Here is a 15398-nt window from a genome sequence, read left to right as displayed (position 1 = left end):
GGTTATGAGAATGGGTAAACGTATTTTAATAGTGGATGATGCGGCTTTCATGCGGATGATGATAAAGGATATATTGACAAAGAACAATTTTGAAGTGGTCGGTGAGGCTGCGGATGGTTCACAAGCCGTTGAAAAGTATTTGGAATTGAAGCCCGATCTAGTAACAATGGATATTACAATGCCTGAAATGGACGGTATTGCAGCATTGAAAGCCATTAAAGAAAAGGACCCATCGGCGACTATCATTATGTGTTCCGCAATGGGGCAGCAAGCGATGGTAATTGATGCAATTCAAGCTGGAGCAAAAGATTTTATCGTCAAGCCGTTCCAAGCTGACCGTGTTGTTGAAGCGATCCAAAAAGCAATAGGTTAAACAATGAATTTATCATTAATTAAGAAACAACTATTACCACTGCTTCTAGTATTCTTCTTTGCTATTTTGCCAGGGATAGTACATGCCGAGACGGATGAGAACAAGTCGGTATCTGATTGGATGGAGCAAGACAAAAATGATGGCCAAGAGGTTAAGAAAGATAATGTGGAAGATTCCCCAGCTGCCGACCGCTCGCAAGACGGGGCAGCTGTCGGCTTGTCAGGGTGGGATTACTTCAGGACGTTTTTTGCATTGCTATTTGTTATCGGCCTTTTATTCGCTCTTTTGAAGTTCATTAATCGGAAAAACCGAATGTTTGACCAGCATCGATTAATGAAAAATGTCGGGGGACTTTCATTAGGACAGCAGAAATCCATTCAATTAGTAATCATCGGAGATTCCTATTACCTTATTGGCGTAGGTGACGAAGTTAGACTTTTGAAAGAGATTACCGATCCGGAAGAGATACGCGCGTTGGAAAGTTATTTTGATGATGACGAGCTTCAATCTCCGCCAGGATTCGTAAACAAATTGCTGGCGGCACTTCCGATAAATAAAGACAACTCATCGAATGAAAGCGATCAACCCGCTGATTTCAATAAAATGTTCACTTCCCGACTTGATGAATTGAAAGCGGAAAGGAAGAAACATTTGAACCGATTGGCAGAAAAGGAGAGCAGAAAAGATGAATGATTTCGTCCAGTTTTTTTCGGACAGCGACCCGTCTAATGTATCGACATCCATCAAAATGCTTCTTCTGCTCACAGTCCTTTCGCTTGCGCCGGCAATTCTCATTTTAATGACGTCATTTGCACGGATTGTCATTGTTTTATCGTTTGTCAGGACAGCATTGGCAACTCAGCAAATGCCGCCAAACCAAGTTATTGTCGGACTCGCTTTGTTTTTGACATTCTTTATCATGGCTCCGACATTCCAAGAAGTGAATGAAACAGCGTTAACTCCGTTATTCGCTGAAGAAATTACACTTGAAGAAGCATATGAAAATGCAAGCATGCCGTTCAAGGAGTTTATGAGTAAACATACAAGGCAGAAGGATTTGGAGTTGTTCCTACGATACAACGAGGCGGAGCGTCCCGAGTCATTGGAAGATATACCATTGACGATGTTGGTGCCAGCATTCGCATTAAGTGAAATAAAGACCGCATTCCAAATGGGCTTCATGATATTCATACCGTTTCTTGTCATTGATATGATCGTGGCAAGTGTCCTTATGTCCATGGGGATGATGATGTTGCCGCCGGTTATGATTTCATTGCCATTTAAGATTTTGTTATTTGTCCTTGTCGATGGATGGTATCTTATCGTCAAGTCTTTATTGCAAAGTTTTTAGCGCTGCTCACAATCACTTCCATTTAGGCAAATCGGCATTTTACAGTTTAGGAGTGGTAATGAATGACAGGCGAATTAATTATAGCGATAGCTGAGCGGGCGGTGTGGGTAATTCTTTTAACATCCGGACCACTGTTAATTGTCGCATTGGTTTCCGGTTTGATCGTCAGTATATTTCAAGCGACGACCCAGATTCAGGAACAGACATTGGCATTTGTGCCGAAAATCATTGCCGTCCTCGTAGCTCTTGTCTTCTTTGGACCTTGGATGTTAGCAAGGGTTACAGCATACGCGACTGATATTTTCGATAATCTAGTCCGGTATATCGGGTGATGGAATGGAAGAACTGATTCCTTCTTTAGCCGCATACTTGCTCATTTTAACAAGAGTGACAGCATTCATCGTAACGGTCCCTTTGTTTTCCTATCGGGCAATACCGACGACGCAAAGAATCATCTTTGCAGCATTATTATCGTGGATGATGGTGTATACGATTGATGCCCCCAGTCTCGAAATCGATGGTTCATACATACTTCTTGTGATCAAGGAGGCAACAACTGGACTGTTCATCGGCGTCATCGCCTATATCGTCATGTCGGCAATCCAAATTGCAGGCGGCTTTATCGATTTCCAAATGGGATTTGCTATCGCCAACGTTATCGACCCTCAAACGGGAGCCCAATCACCGTTGCTCGGCCAATTTTTCAATGTACTCGCCATGTTGCTCTTGCTGACATTGAATGGTCATCATATGCTCCTTGATGGGATTTTTTATAGTTATCGATTCATCCCTATTGATATGCTTTGGCCCGCTTACGGTGATGAACGGCTAATTGAATTTGTCATAAGAACATTCGCGACGACGTTTGCTATTGCTTTTCAAATGTCGGTGCCAATCGTAGCGACACTATTTCTTGTCGACTTGGCGTTAGGGATCACAGCAAGGACAGTTCCCCAACTGAATATTTTCGTAGTCGGCTTTCCTATTAAAATTGGTGTCAGTTTCCTCGTTCTTGTGACAATGTTCACGGTCATGATAGCAATGATGCGAAAACTATTTGAAGTGATGATGTCGGCAATGAGGGATTTGATGATTATCTTAGGAGGTGGCTGATGAATGATACGTTTGGACTTACAGTTCTTTGCGGGCGAAAAGACAGAAAAGGCCACTCCCAAGAAACGACAAGATTCCCGTAAGAAAGGACAGGTATTAAAGAGTCAGGATGTAACAACCGCAGTTGTCCTTCTCTTCGTATTCCTGTTCCTTTTTTTCGCTGCCGGCTTCATGCGTGACCGATTCTTCGTTTTCTTTACTCATTCATTCACAGAATCCATTTCTATAAAGGCATTAGATATCGAGCAAACTATGATTCTTTATGTAGATATGATTGTCCAAATGGCGTACATACTTTTGCCGATAATGGCGATCGCTGTCATTGCCGGCATCGCTGGAAATTTAATGCAATTCGGATTGCTTTTTACGGCGGAACCTATGAAATTCGATTTGAAGAAAATTGATCCGATTAAAGGTTTGAAAAGGATATTTTCCATAAGAGCTCTCGTTGAATTGTTAAAATCCTTGTTGAAAATATCGTTTATCGGTTCAGTAACGACATTCCTACTTATGACAAATATCGAAAAAGTGTTAGGTCTTGCGTTCAAGACACCGCATGACACTTTGGTGACAGTCGGACAATTAGTCGCTTTAATGGGCATTATCGCCTCTTTTGTCCTTTTATTTATTTCGGTATTGGATTATTTCTATCAAAAATTTGATTATGAGAAAAACTTGCGGATGTCTAAACAGGACATTAAGGATGAATATAAAAACACAGAAGGCGATCCAATCATTAAGTCGCGCATCAAACAACGGCAAAGGGAAATGGCGATGCGAAGGATGATGCAGGAAGTGCCTCAAGCGGATGTGGTCATCACGAATCCGACCCACTTTGCAATCGCTTTGAAATATGATGACGAAAAAATGGATGCGCCTGTCGTTATTGCAAAAGGAGCTGATTTCGTCGCACAAAAGATCAAGTTGATTGCGAAAGAGCATAATATTGTCATGGTCGAGAACAGGCCCCTTGCTAGGGCGATGTACGATGATGTGGAAATCGGAGATCGGATACCAGACCAGTTTTTCAAGGCGGTTGCTGAAGTATTGGCATATGTTTATCGCATTCAACGAAAGATTTAAGTACATTATGAGAAAGTGGGGATGACATGCAATTTAGAGATATCGGAGTGTTAGCAGCAGTCATTATGATTGTTGCCATGCTCGTCATCCCATTACCGCCTTGGCTTCTAAGCTTTTTAATTATCATTAATATCACGCTTGCATTATTGGTCCTTCTAACTTCAATGAATATGCAGGAAGCATTGCAATTTTCGATATTTCCATCTTTGCTTTTATTATTGACGTTATTCCGATTAGGCTTGAACGTCTCGACAACTCGTGCAATTCTTTCAGAAGGAGATGCAGGTGGAGTTGTTGACACTTTTGGTACGTTCGTAACCGGAGGAAATATTGTCGTTGGTCTTGTCGTCTTTGTCATTTTAATCATAATCCAATTCATCGTCATTACGAAGGGGTCAGAAAGGGTTTCGGAAGTAGCAGCCCGCTTTACGCTTGATGCGATGCCTGGTAAGCAGATGAGTATCGATGCCGATTTGAACGCAGGGATGATTTCGGAGGCAGAAGCAAGAAGCCGTCGAGAAAAGGTAAGTAATGAAGCCGATTTCTATGGTGCGATGGATGGAGCGACTAAATTTGTTAAGGGTGATGCCATCGCTGGGATCATCATCGTAATTATTAACTTACTTGTAGGGATGATTATTGGTGTGGCGCAAATGGGTCTGCCATTTGCCGAGGCTGCAACGACATTTTCTAAATTGACTGTCGGGGATGGAATCGTCTCCCAAATTCCGGCTCTGCTCATTTCAACAGCTACAGGTATTGTCGTAACACGTGCTGCATCCGAAGGAAATCTTGGTTCAGATATTACAAGACAGCTTTTAGGACAACCTAAGCTGCTCTATGTAACGGCAGTAACGGTATTACTACTAGGGCTATTTACACCGATTAATGATATTTTGACGATTCCAATTGCTGCGTTGTTAGCTATAGGAGCGTTCTTCATGTCAAGACAGCCGGAAGAAGATCCGGAAGAACTGCTGGAAATGGAAGAAGATGTTGAAACGGAAGGGATGAAAAGTCCTGAAAATGTTGTCAATCTATTGAATGTCGATCCGATCGAGTTTGAATTCGGTTATGGTCTCATTCCATTAGTCGATGCCCAGCAAGGTGGAGATTTGCTGGATCGAGTCGTTATGATTCGAAGGCAGCTCGCTCTTGAATTAGGTCTTGTCATACCAGTTGTACGGATCCGGGACAATATTCAATTGCAACCAAATGAGTATCGTATCAAGATTAAGGGAAATGAGATGGCAAGAGGCGAACTTCTACTGGATCATTATCTTGCCATGAGTCCGGGCGGCGATGATTCGATTGTCGGAATCGATACAATCGAGCCTTCGTTCGGTCTTCCTGCAAAATGGATTACGGAAGATGTGAAGGAAGATGCGGAAATTATGGGATATACTGTCGTTGATCCACCAAGCGTTGTTTCGACCCATCTTACGGAAGTCATTAGGGCGAATGCTGCAGATTTGATTGGACGTCAAGAAACGAAACAGCTAGTCGATCATGTCCGAGAGACATACCCTATATTAGTGGATGAACTTACACCGACACCTCTTTCTATCGGTGAAATCCAAAAAGTGTTAGCAAAATTACTGAATGAAAGTGTCTCTATCCGGAACTTGCCAATCATTTTTGAAACGTTGGCCGACTATTCGAAGTACACGTCGGATATTGATTTGCTGACGGAGTATGTACGCCAATCGCTTGCGAGACAAATTACGGCGCAATATTCGTCCGGAGTCGATGCATTAAAAGTATTGACCGTCTCAGGAAAGGTCGAGAAATTGATAGCGGATCATATTCAACAGACCGAGCAAGGGAATTATTTGTCGATTGACCCTTCACATTCACAAGAAATATTAGAGTCAATCGCTAGAGAAGTAGAAAGAGTTGCTTTGATGGACCAATCGCCTGTCATTCTTTGCTCGCCAGCTATCCGAATGTATTTAAGGCAAATAACAGAGCGTTACTTCCCGCAGATTCCTGTTTTATCTTACAATGAGCTCGAAGCTTCAATTGAAGTCCAAAGTGTCGGGGTGGTGGATATCTGATGAAAATGAAAAAATATACAGCCGACACGATGGTGGAGGCAATGAAGAAAGTGAGAGCTGATTTTGGGGTGATGCAATCATTCTAAGCTCGAATGTTATCACTTCCAAAGGATTTCTCGGTTTTTTTCAAAAAAAATCGGTTGAAGTCGTCGCCGGTTTCGATGAGCCGGCCATTATACCAGAACCTGCTTTCATTTCGAAACAAGCATCCTTATCTGTGGAGTCAAAGAATGATGAGGAAATTAAGAACGAAATGAATGAAATGAAAAGACTGCTTCAAGAAATGAGGCAGTCCGTTTCATTCTCCAATTTCCCAGACGAATTGAAGCCGTTGCTTACCTATTTAGAGAATCAGGGCTTGTCAAAAGAACTCATTCTCCAGGTCGGCAATGAAATCTTTGGACAAATGAAAGAGAATAAAAAGGATTTCTCAAAAGAAGAGCAGTTGCAAATTGCAATGACCGTATTGTCGAAAGAATTCTCGGAATTGCCTTTCGGCGGAATTACATTTTCTAGAAAATTCATTAACGTGCTTGGTCCGACCGGGGTCGGGAAGACGACAACAATCGCTAAAATCGCAGCGCGAGCACTTTTGGAACATAAAAAGAAAATCGGCTTCATTACGACTGATACATATCGGATAGCTGCAATTGAACAATTGCGTACATATGCAAACCTTTTGCAAGCTCCCGTTGAAATTGCTTATAACAGTAATGATTTTGAAGATGCCATCATGAAAATGAAAGATTTAGATTTGATTTTCATTGATACGGCCGGCCGAAATTATAAAGAAATGAAGTTTGTAGACGATTTAAAGCGACTGATCGACTTCTCACTTGATATGGAATCTTTCCTAGTTTTATCTGTCACTTCGAAAGAAGAAGATATGAAGACAATCATTAACAGATTTACTTCTTTCCCGGTCGAAAAATTCATTTTTACTAAAGTAGATGAAACGGGATCAATCGGTCCTATGTTCAATTTGATGAGACAATACAAGATTGGAACCGCCTATTACACAGATGGACAGGAAGTTCCAGAAGATATTGTTGAAGCAGATGTTGACAAAATGCTCAAATTGTTATTGGCAGGTGCTAAACATGCGTGACCAAGCGGAAGCACTTCGGATGAAAATGCTGCAGGCTCAAGGCAACTTGGCCAAATCCATTGCAATTGTCAGTGGGAAAGGGGGAGTGGGCAAGTCGAATTTTACGACGAATTTCGCCCACTCTTTACGTTTAAAAGGAAAAAAAGTTATCGTTGTCGATATGGACATCGGAATGGGAAACATCCATATTTTATTAGGGGTCGCACCGAAATATAGTTTGAAAGATTACTTGACCGGTCAACAAACTCTTGAAAATATTATTAATACAGACGAGCTTGGTCTTACATTCATTTCAGGAGGTTCAGGGTTGGACTCTGTACTCGATTGGTCGGAGAGTATGTTCGAAAGACTGCTTGCTGCATTCGAGCAATTGCAGAAGGAGTACGACTTCATCCTTTTTGATATGGGGGCAGGTGCCACGCAACGTTCCATTGAACTGATCATTGCAGTAGATGAAGTTATCGTCATTTCAACGACTGAGCCTACATCTATTACTGATGCTTATTCCATGATGAAGTTCATCTGTCTAAAGGATCCTGAAAAGAAATTCAACATCGTCAGCAATCGGGTGACTAAACACGATGACGGCAATGACGCAGTAACCCGTTTACAATATGCAATGCGAAAATTCCTTGATAAAGAAACGTCGATATTAGGATTTTTACCGGAAGACGCAGCTGTCCATAAAGCGGTAGTCGCACAAAAACCGTTTTTACTACTATTTCCAAACGCTCCTATTTCCAAAAGAATGACTGCAATCGCAGATGAATTCGTTATTGTAGATCGGAACAAGGAAAAGGACGAGACGGGATTCCTTAAAAAGTTGAAAGGAATTTTCTTGAAAGGGCGTGAATGATTTGGGATTAAGCACTGTGAAAAAAGTGCTTGTAGTTGATGATTCCGCGTTTATGCGAAAACTAGTTTCAGAAATGCTCTCGAAACATCCGCTGCTTGAAGTCGTTGGTATAGCGCGCAATGGGAAAGACGCTGTTGAGAAAGTTGTTGAGCTTCGGCCAGACGCCGTTACGATGGATATCGAGATGCCGCTCATGAATGGGCTTGAAGCTTTGAAACAAATCATGGAACAACAACCGACGCCGGTCGTCATGCTTTCAAGCACAACCGAAATTGGAGCGGAAAACACAATGAATGCAATGGAGTATGGAGCAGTCGATTTTGTAGCTAAACCAGGAGGAGCCATTTCACTCAATTTACATGAGGTTGAACAGGAAATTGTTGCGAAAGTTGTAGCAGCGACGAAAGTCAAAATCTCAACTCTTGTCAAACAACCGATAGTAGAGCGAGTACAAGCGATACAAAGAGATTTTCCTGACAAAGAGACAACCATTCGATCCATGTCTTCATTAACTACCTCGCAAGATAAAAAGATTTCCAAAGTGCTAGAGACTTTTGTTATAATAGGTACATCGACAGGGGGACCTCGGGCATTGCAAGAAGTGCTTACACGGTTGCCATCTGATCTAAATGCACCAATTCTGATCGTCCAACATATGCCGCCAGGGTTTACGAAGTCATTAGCCCAAAGATTGGATGGCCTAAGTGATATACAGGTGAAGGAAGCCGAGGATGGAGAACCACTCTTGAAAGGCGTCGCCTATATCGCTCCTGGCGGAAAGCATTTGAAATTCGAAAAATGCAAGACAGGCTATTGTGTCCGTCTTGATATTATGGAACCGCCGAGAATGGGCCATCGCCCGTCCGTCGACGTCCTGCTTGAGTCAGCTGCTGCCATCCAAGAATTGCAGTATGTTACTGCTATAATGACGGGAATGGGGCATGACGGCAGGGAAGGCATGTTGCAACTAAAAACCGCTTGTAAAACGATTACGATAGCGGAATCTGAAAAGACGTCCGTTGTATATGGCATGCCTAAAGCGATCAAAGAAGCCGGGTTGGCCGACCAGGTCGTTGATGTACAATATATTGCTGAAGCAATTACGGAAATCTTACATTCTTGAGGGGGCGTCATTATGGATACGAATCAATACCTTGAAATGTTTCTCGAGGAAAGCAAAGAGCATCTTCAAGCGTGCAATGAGCATTTATTAGAATTGGAAAAAAACCCGGAGGATTTGGCGATTGTCAATGAAGTATTCCGATCTGCCCATACATTGAAAGGGATGTCTGCCACTATGGGTTATGAGGATATTGCCGACTTGACACATAAGATGGAAAATGTGTTAGACGCCATCCGAAACTCAAAAATTAGTGTTACGACAGAAATACTAGATATCGTCTTCCAAGCTGTTGATTACTTGGAAGAAATGGTGATGGATATCGAAGCTGGCGGGACAGGTAAAAAGGATGTACAGGAACTCGTTTCCGCGTTAAATAAAATCGAAGCAGGACAACCGGCCATCGTTTCTCCAGAAATGGAGACAGCTGCTACTGTAGCGACGGTGGAACCGCAAACGGTACAAGAAACACCGATGCTTCAATATGATGATTATGAATTGACGGTAATTGGTCAATCGCAAGAACAAGGCTTTCATGCGTTTGAAATTTCTGTCACACTTCGGGAAGATTGTTTGCTAAAAGCTGCGAGAGTTTTCATGGTTTTCGGGATTCTTGAGAAATCAGGAGAAATCGTTAAAACTAAACCATCTGTTGAACAGTTGGAAAATGAGGATTTCGATGAAACGTTTACAGTTGTCCTCATTACAAATGAAGATGCGAGCTCACTGGAAGCAAAAGTATTGAAAGTGTCTGAAGTGGATAATGTTGAAATCCGTCCTATTACTAACACATCTTATCCAAAGAGCGATTTGCCTGCAGTGATTGAATCCGCACCTGAAGTGGCAGTCACGAAAGACAGCGGGAAGAGTGATGCATCTCCTAAAAAAAGTCGCCGTACAACGAATGCACATAGTGCGAATAAGACCATCCGCGTCAATATCGACCGGTTGGACATACTTATGAACCTTTTTGAAGAATTGGTGATCGATAGGGGCCGATTGCAATCAATCGCAAGTGAATTACATAATCCCGATTTGAATGAAACCGTCGAGCGGATGACACGGGTATCTGGCGATCTTCAAAACATCATCCTGAACATGCGTATGATTCCTGTAGAAACAGTATTCAACCGCTTCCCGAAAATGGTTCGTCAACTAGCACGTGATCTCAATAAAAAGATAAACCTTGAAATTATCGGTGCTGAAACTGAATTGGATCGGACGGTTATTGATGAAATAGGAGATCCTCTTGTACATTTGATAAGAAATGCATTGGATCATGGTATCGAGAGTCCGGAAGAGCGTCTAGCAAAAGGAAAGCCGGAAGAAGGCACAGTCACTTTAAGAGCATATCATTCCGGCAATCACGTATTCATTGAGCTTGAAGACGATGGTGCAGGCATCAATAAGGAAAGGGTTTTGCAGAAGGCGCTTGAAAGAGGCGTCGTTACGGAAGAGACTGCCGCCACTTTGACTGAACGACAGCTTGCAGAGCTCATTTTAGCATCCGGTTTTTCTACAGCTGAAAAAATTACGGATGTATCCGGTCGCGGAGTTGGTTTGGATGTCGTGAAAAGCACGATAGAATCACTCGGCGGCTACATTACAATCGATTCGAAGGAAGGGCAAGGCTCTCTATTCCAAGTTCAATTGCCGTTGACGTTATCGATTATTTCGGTAATGCTCGTTAATTTGGACAAAGATATTTATGCAATCCCGCTATCATCGATCATTGAAACAGCAATCATTCAAACTTCCGATATTTTGAATGCTCATAACCAAAAAGTGATTGATTTCAGAGGAAGCATCGTTCCACTCGTCAATTTGAAAGATATTTTCGAGATGAGGGAAGGGTCAGAACTGGAAGAATTCCAATCAGTAGTCATCGTACGTAAAGGCGATAAAATGGCTGGTCTCGTTGTAGACTCCTTCATAGGACAACAAGAAATCGTTTTGAAATCGCTCGGCAATTATCTTCAAAGCGTCTTCGCCATATCTGGCGCTACAATTTTAGGAAACGGCCAAGTTGCGCTTATCGTGGATTGCAACGCATTGATCAAATAGGCGGGAGGGGAAAAGCATGGCTGAAACAATTAAGAGCAGTAATGAAATGAAAGTGATCGTGTTCCAGTTGATGGATAAAGAATATGCCGTTGTTGTGGATGTTGTCGAGTCCATTGAAAAACTCATCTCCATTACGAAAGTTCCGAAAACACCATCATATATAAAGGGCGTTATCAACTTAAGAGGAGTTGTCACTCCGATTGTCGATTTGCGAGAACGTTTCGGCATGGAAGTGAAAACTCTAGACGACAGCAGCAGAATCATCATCGTTTCATTGGAGGAATTTGAGGTGGGACTCATCGTAGATTCGGCGAATGATGTAATCGATATTTCGGTTGATTCCATCGAACCGCAGCCCGAAGTCGTTGGTTCCATCGAATCCGAATTCATTTCGGGAGTTGCCAAAGTAGGGAAACGACTATTAGTCATGCTAAATTTAGAAAAAGTGCTACAGCCTGTGAAACGGGTGACGACAGATGAAATCTGATCACCAAATTACCGATATGCACCTTGACGTGCTAAAGGAAATTGGGAATATCGGGGCAGCTCATGCGGCAACTTCATTATCACAATTGCTTGGTAGGAAAATTGATATGCTCGTTCCGAAAGTTTCACTCGTTTCCTTCGACGAAATGTTTGATCTGGCAGGGGGCCCTGAGCGGATTGTGGCAGGCATTTATTTAAGAATTCAAGGCGACTTATCAGGAAGCATGTTCTTTGTCTTGCCGATCGATTCTGCAAACGAGTTCATCCGCAGATTAATCGGTGATGAGACGTTCGATTTCCATGCAGTGCCGATTCCCGAAATGGGTATTTCGGCTATGCAGGAGCTCGGCAATATTTTATCTGGATCCTATTTGTCTGCCTTATCGGATTTTACAGGATTAAAAGTCCATCCAACAGTTCCATCATTGAGTGTTGATATGGTCGGGGCTATTGTCAGTTTTGGACTTATAGAAGTATCACATTTTAGCGATGAGGTCATCGTTATCGATACGCGCATCGAAGAGGAAGGCGATAACGGACATTCGAGTGTGGACGGGCATTTCTTTTTGCTTCCTGATCCGGAATCTTATATAACGATTTTCCGTTCGTTAGGTGTACTCTAATCATGTTAAAAACAGTAGTTAGAGTCGGAATCGCCGATATGAATATCGTTCATGCACCGGACACAATCCGGACATCCGGATTAGGGTCATGCGTCGGTGTTGTACTTTATGACGAATCTAAGAAGATTGCCGGGCTCCTGCATGTTATGCTTCCCGAATCGAGTCTTGGAAGATCGGATAGTATAAATGTAGCTAAATTTGCTGATACCGGTATTTATTCATTAATGGAAATGCTGAAGTCGGAAGGGGTTCGCCCTTTATCCCTAAAAGCAAAAATCGCTGGAGGCGCCCAAATGTTTCAATTTGGCTCCAGTGATTCCATCCGCATCGGTCCGCGTAATGTTGAAGCTGTCAAAAAAGAGCTCGCCCGACTATCTATTCCAATAATAGCGGAAGACACCGGTGGTTCGAGCGGACGGACAATCGAATTCGATCCGTTAACGAGCGCATTAAGCATCCGGACAGTCAATTTCGGAACGAAGGAAATTTGAAGCAGTATCAATAGGCATAAACGTAGCAGAGCGACTGAACGGTTCAGTCGCTATTTTTTGTCGAAATTTGCTATAATAGAAATTATATAATTTCTCGTTTTGACGGAAACATCATGGAAGGTGAGGGATTCGATGTCCAAAGAGGATCTGACGGGAGAAGATGCATGTTGGAAACTATGGTTAAATGATCGGGATCCCGATGCCGGCGATAGACTAGTCCGGAAGTATACTCCTCTCGTCAATTACCATGTGCAACGAATCAGCTCGGGCTTGCCTCGGAATGTATCGAGGGATGAGATTATGAGCTTGGGCCTGCAAGGTCTATTCGACGCACTAACAAAATTCGATCCAAGCAGGGATTTGAAATTTGATACGTACGCTTCCTTCAGGATCCGAGGATCAATCATAGATGGTTTGCGTAAGGAAGACTGGCTTCCCCGATCCTCCCGAGAAAGGTCAAAAAAGCTTGAGGAAGAAATCGGCAAGTTGGAGCAGAAACTACTGCGTCACGCAACGCCCGAAGAGATTGCTGAACATCTTGGCGTTACCGTAGAAGAAGTATATCAGACAGTTCATGAACATTATTTTTCCAATGTGCTTTCCATGGACGAGCGTATGAATGATGACGAAGAGGAAGGGCAAAAATCATTTGTCCTGAAGGATGATCACGAGCGCACTCCTGAACAGCAAATCGTCATGGGGGAACTCGTCGGTGATTTAGCATCGAAAATTCAAGAATTGAACCATAATGAACAATTGGTATTAAACTTGTTTTACACAGATGAGATGACGTTGACTGAGATAGGGGAAATCTTGAATTTATCGACTTCTAGAATTTCTCAAATCCATTCGAAAGCGCTCTTCAAATTGCGAAAACTACTGTTGCCGGAAATTGTTGATGGAGGGATTTTATGAGCCTGAAAGGAATCGAACTCCAAATCGCCATACCAAAAACGTTTGAAGCAGGAAGAATGCAGGAACAGAAACAACAGCAAACGCAGTTGAACCAAGATCAGGCACAGCTCCAAAACGAAAAAGAGACATTGAAAAACCGGGAAAGTGTCCGGCGCTCCGAGAAATACGCCAAAACAGATAAAGATTCAAAAGGCAAAAATGGAGACAGGAATCAGAAAGAAAAAGAACATCAACATAAGGAAGAGGAAAAGAAGACAGTACACCCTTACAAAGGGTCGTTTGTCGACTTTACAGGATGATGGACATGCAAACAGTATTTTTAGTATTTTTATTCATAGTACAAGTGATCGGTTTTTATTTCATTGCATTGCTATATATGAAAGTTTCGAAATTCAACAACTTGGAGAAGAAGCAGCAGAAGCTTATGGCAGAGATGGATGATGCGATCGGCGCCTACTTATCTGAATTGAAAGAGGAAAACGAACGGCTTATCGCTATCATTGAAAAACGGCAGGAAAATGGCAAACGAGTTGAAAATGCACTTGATAGCCGCCATCAAGAGCCTGAAAGACAAGTGGAAAGAAAGGAATTCACCATCGTCACGCCAAGTTATCCTGTGAAAGCTGCAATGAAATCGTACCAGACTGCACCGACAGTAAAAGATAGCAAATCTTCCAAACCAGTACCTAAAGTGCATGAAATGGATAGTCGAACGCTCGCCATCCAGATGTATGATGAGGGGAAGCCAATTGAAGAGATTGCAAAAAAGCTCGGGAAAGGGAAAACCGAAGTGGAATTGCTGCTGAAATTCAGATGAAGTGAGTTGCAATCAGATTATCGGTATGGTATATTATCAAATGGTGTTACTACACACGTATGTGGATGATCGGAAAAGGTGCCGAAAGGTCATTCCGTCGCATGAAACATACGGAGGAATATAACCAAATTGGAGGAAAAACAAATGTCAGTAATCTCAATGAAACAACTGCTTGAAGCAGGTGTACATTTCGGACACCAAACTCGTCGTTGGAACCCGAAAATGAAAAAGTATATTTTCGTTGAACGTAACGGAATCTACATCATCGATCTTCAAAAGACGGTGAAAAAACTAGAAGAAGCTTATGACTTCATGCGTCAAGTTGGTGCAGAAGGCGGAAAAGTACTATTTGTTGGTACTAAGAAGCAAGCACAAGATGCAATCAAAGAAGAAGCAGAGCGTGCAGGAATGTACTACATCAACCAACGTTGGCTTGGTGGTACACTTACAAACTTCGGTACGATCCAAAAACGTGTTGCACGTATGAAAAAGATCGAAACGATGGAAGAGGACGGTACATTTGCTGTACTTCCTAAAAAAGAAGTTTCTGAACTAAGAAAAGAGCACGAACGTCTTGTGAAATTCCTTGGCGGTATTCGTGATATGAAATCATTGCCTGACGTCATCTTCGTTGTTGACCCTCGTAAAGAGCGCATCGCTGTGGCAGAAGCAATTAAATTGAACATTCCACTCGTCGGTATTGTTGACACGAACTGTGATCCGGACGAAATCGACTATGTCATTCCTGCGAATGACGATGCAATCCGTGCGGTTCGTCTACTTACTAGCAAAATGGCAGATGCATTGATCGAATCAAGACAAGGCGCTGATGAAGAAGTGTCTGAAGAAGCGACTGAAACGGCAGCTGCAGAGTAATATTAGTAATAAAACAGACGATAAGCGGCCAACCCCCTTATCGTCTTTTTTACAGATTGTCGTCT

At 42.5% G+C, this 15398-nt stretch carries 18 protein-coding genes; all 18 read left to right on the top strand.

Annotation, left to right across the window (positions count from 1 at the left end):
- Positions 1-10 precede the first annotated feature (10 nt).
- The 18 genes from ACTHPA_RS07375 to rpsB all read left to right on the top strand — a co-directional run bounded on the left by ACTHPA_RS07375 (position 11) and on the right by rpsB (position 15333).
- A complete protein-coding gene (locus ACTHPA_RS07375; protein ID WP_440499514.1) occupies positions 11-373 on the top strand; it encodes a response regulator in 363 nt (120 codons plus the stop codon).
- 3 nt (positions 374-376) lie between these two features.
- Positions 377-1066 carry a flagellar biosynthetic protein FliO gene (locus ACTHPA_RS07370; RefSeq protein ID WP_440499513.1) on the top strand — a complete coding sequence of 230 codons (690 nt, stop codon included), beginning with the start codon at positions 377-379 and terminating at the stop codon, positions 1064-1066.
- Complete coding sequence (fliP, locus tag ACTHPA_RS07365) at positions 1059-1724, top strand: flagellar type III secretion system pore protein FliP (RefSeq protein ID WP_440499512.1); 666 nt, start codon at positions 1059-1061, stop codon at positions 1722-1724. Before ACTHPA_RS07370 ends, fliP begins: the two co-directional genes overlap by 8 nt.
- A gap of 62 nt (positions 1725-1786) precedes the next feature.
- Complete coding sequence (fliQ, locus tag ACTHPA_RS07360; RefSeq protein WP_440499511.1) at positions 1787-2056, top strand: flagellar biosynthesis protein FliQ; 270 nt, start codon at positions 1787-1789, stop codon at positions 2054-2056.
- 4 nt (positions 2057-2060) lie between these two features.
- Positions 2061-2837 (top strand): flagellar biosynthetic protein FliR, encoded by a 777-nt coding sequence (fliR, locus tag ACTHPA_RS07355; RefSeq protein WP_440499510.1) that lies wholly within the window; start codon positions 2061-2063, stop codon positions 2835-2837.
- A gap of 3 nt (positions 2838-2840) precedes the next feature.
- Positions 2841-3920: a flagellar biosynthesis protein FlhB gene (flhB, locus tag ACTHPA_RS07350; RefSeq protein WP_440499509.1), complete on the top strand. Its 1080-nt coding sequence runs from the start codon at positions 2841-2843 to the stop codon at positions 3918-3920.
- 26 nt (positions 3921-3946) lie between these two features.
- Positions 3947-5977 (top strand): flagellar biosynthesis protein FlhA, encoded by a 2031-nt coding sequence (flhA, locus tag ACTHPA_RS07345; protein ID WP_440499508.1) that lies wholly within the window; start codon positions 3947-3949, stop codon positions 5975-5977.
- Between the two features lie 76 nt (positions 5978-6053).
- On the top strand, positions 6054-7085 hold the full coding sequence (locus ACTHPA_RS07340; protein ID WP_440499655.1) for a flagellar biosynthesis protein FlhF: 1032 nt from the start codon (positions 6054-6056) through the stop codon (positions 7083-7085).
- The gene (locus ACTHPA_RS07335; RefSeq protein ID WP_440499507.1) at positions 7078-7941 is read left to right on the top strand and encodes a MinD/ParA family protein; all 864 of its coding nucleotides are present in this window, start codon (positions 7078-7080) and stop codon (positions 7939-7941) included. The genes ACTHPA_RS07340 and ACTHPA_RS07335 overlap by 8 nt, the downstream gene beginning before the upstream one ends.
- A gap of 52 nt (positions 7942-7993) precedes the next feature.
- Positions 7994-9064 carry a protein-glutamate methylesterase/protein-glutamine glutaminase gene (locus ACTHPA_RS07330; protein WP_440499654.1) on the top strand — a complete coding sequence of 357 codons (1071 nt, stop codon included), beginning with the start codon at positions 7994-7996 and terminating at the stop codon, positions 9062-9064.
- A gap of 12 nt (positions 9065-9076) precedes the next feature.
- Positions 9077-11125 (top strand): chemotaxis protein CheW, encoded by a 2049-nt coding sequence (locus ACTHPA_RS07325; protein ID WP_440499506.1) that lies wholly within the window; start codon positions 9077-9079, stop codon positions 11123-11125.
- Between the two features lie 16 nt (positions 11126-11141).
- Positions 11142-11612, top strand: a complete 471-nt coding sequence (locus ACTHPA_RS07320; RefSeq protein WP_440499505.1) for a chemotaxis protein CheW — start codon at positions 11142-11144, stop codon at positions 11610-11612.
- The gene (locus ACTHPA_RS07315; protein ID WP_440499504.1) at positions 11602-12234 is read left to right on the top strand and encodes a chemotaxis protein CheC; all 633 of its coding nucleotides are present in this window, start codon (positions 11602-11604) and stop codon (positions 12232-12234) included. The genes ACTHPA_RS07320 and ACTHPA_RS07315 overlap by 11 nt, the downstream gene beginning before the upstream one ends.
- A gap of 2 nt (positions 12235-12236) precedes the next feature.
- The gene (locus ACTHPA_RS07310; protein WP_440499503.1) at positions 12237-12725 is read left to right on the top strand and encodes a chemotaxis protein CheD; all 489 of its coding nucleotides are present in this window, start codon (positions 12237-12239) and stop codon (positions 12723-12725) included.
- 132 nt (positions 12726-12857) lie between these two features.
- Positions 12858-13640 (top strand): FliA/WhiG family RNA polymerase sigma factor, encoded by a 783-nt coding sequence (locus tag ACTHPA_RS07305; protein ID WP_440499502.1) that lies wholly within the window; start codon positions 12858-12860, stop codon positions 13638-13640.
- The gene (locus ACTHPA_RS07300) at positions 13637-13939 is read left to right on the top strand and encodes an RNA polymerase subunit sigma (RefSeq protein WP_440499501.1); all 303 of its coding nucleotides are present in this window, start codon (positions 13637-13639) and stop codon (positions 13937-13939) included. Before ACTHPA_RS07305 ends, ACTHPA_RS07300 begins: the two co-directional genes overlap by 4 nt.
- 5 nt (positions 13940-13944) lie before the next feature.
- Positions 13945-14457 carry a hypothetical protein gene (locus ACTHPA_RS07295; protein WP_440499500.1) on the top strand — a complete coding sequence of 171 codons (513 nt, stop codon included), beginning with the start codon at positions 13945-13947 and terminating at the stop codon, positions 14455-14457.
- Between the two features lie 144 nt (positions 14458-14601).
- Positions 14602-15333 (top strand): 30S ribosomal protein S2, encoded by a 732-nt coding sequence (gene rpsB / locus ACTHPA_RS07290; RefSeq protein ID WP_440499499.1) that lies wholly within the window; start codon positions 14602-14604, stop codon positions 15331-15333.
- Positions 15334-15398 lie beyond the last annotated feature (65 nt).

It is taken from the genome of Sporosarcina sp. SAFN-015 (genome assembly GCF_051966875.1).
Taxonomy (GTDB): Bacteria; Bacillota; Bacilli; order Bacillales_A; family Planococcaceae; genus Sporosarcina.
Note: the sequence above shows the minus strand (reverse complement) of the source record. Positions and strands in the feature narration are given on the sequence as shown.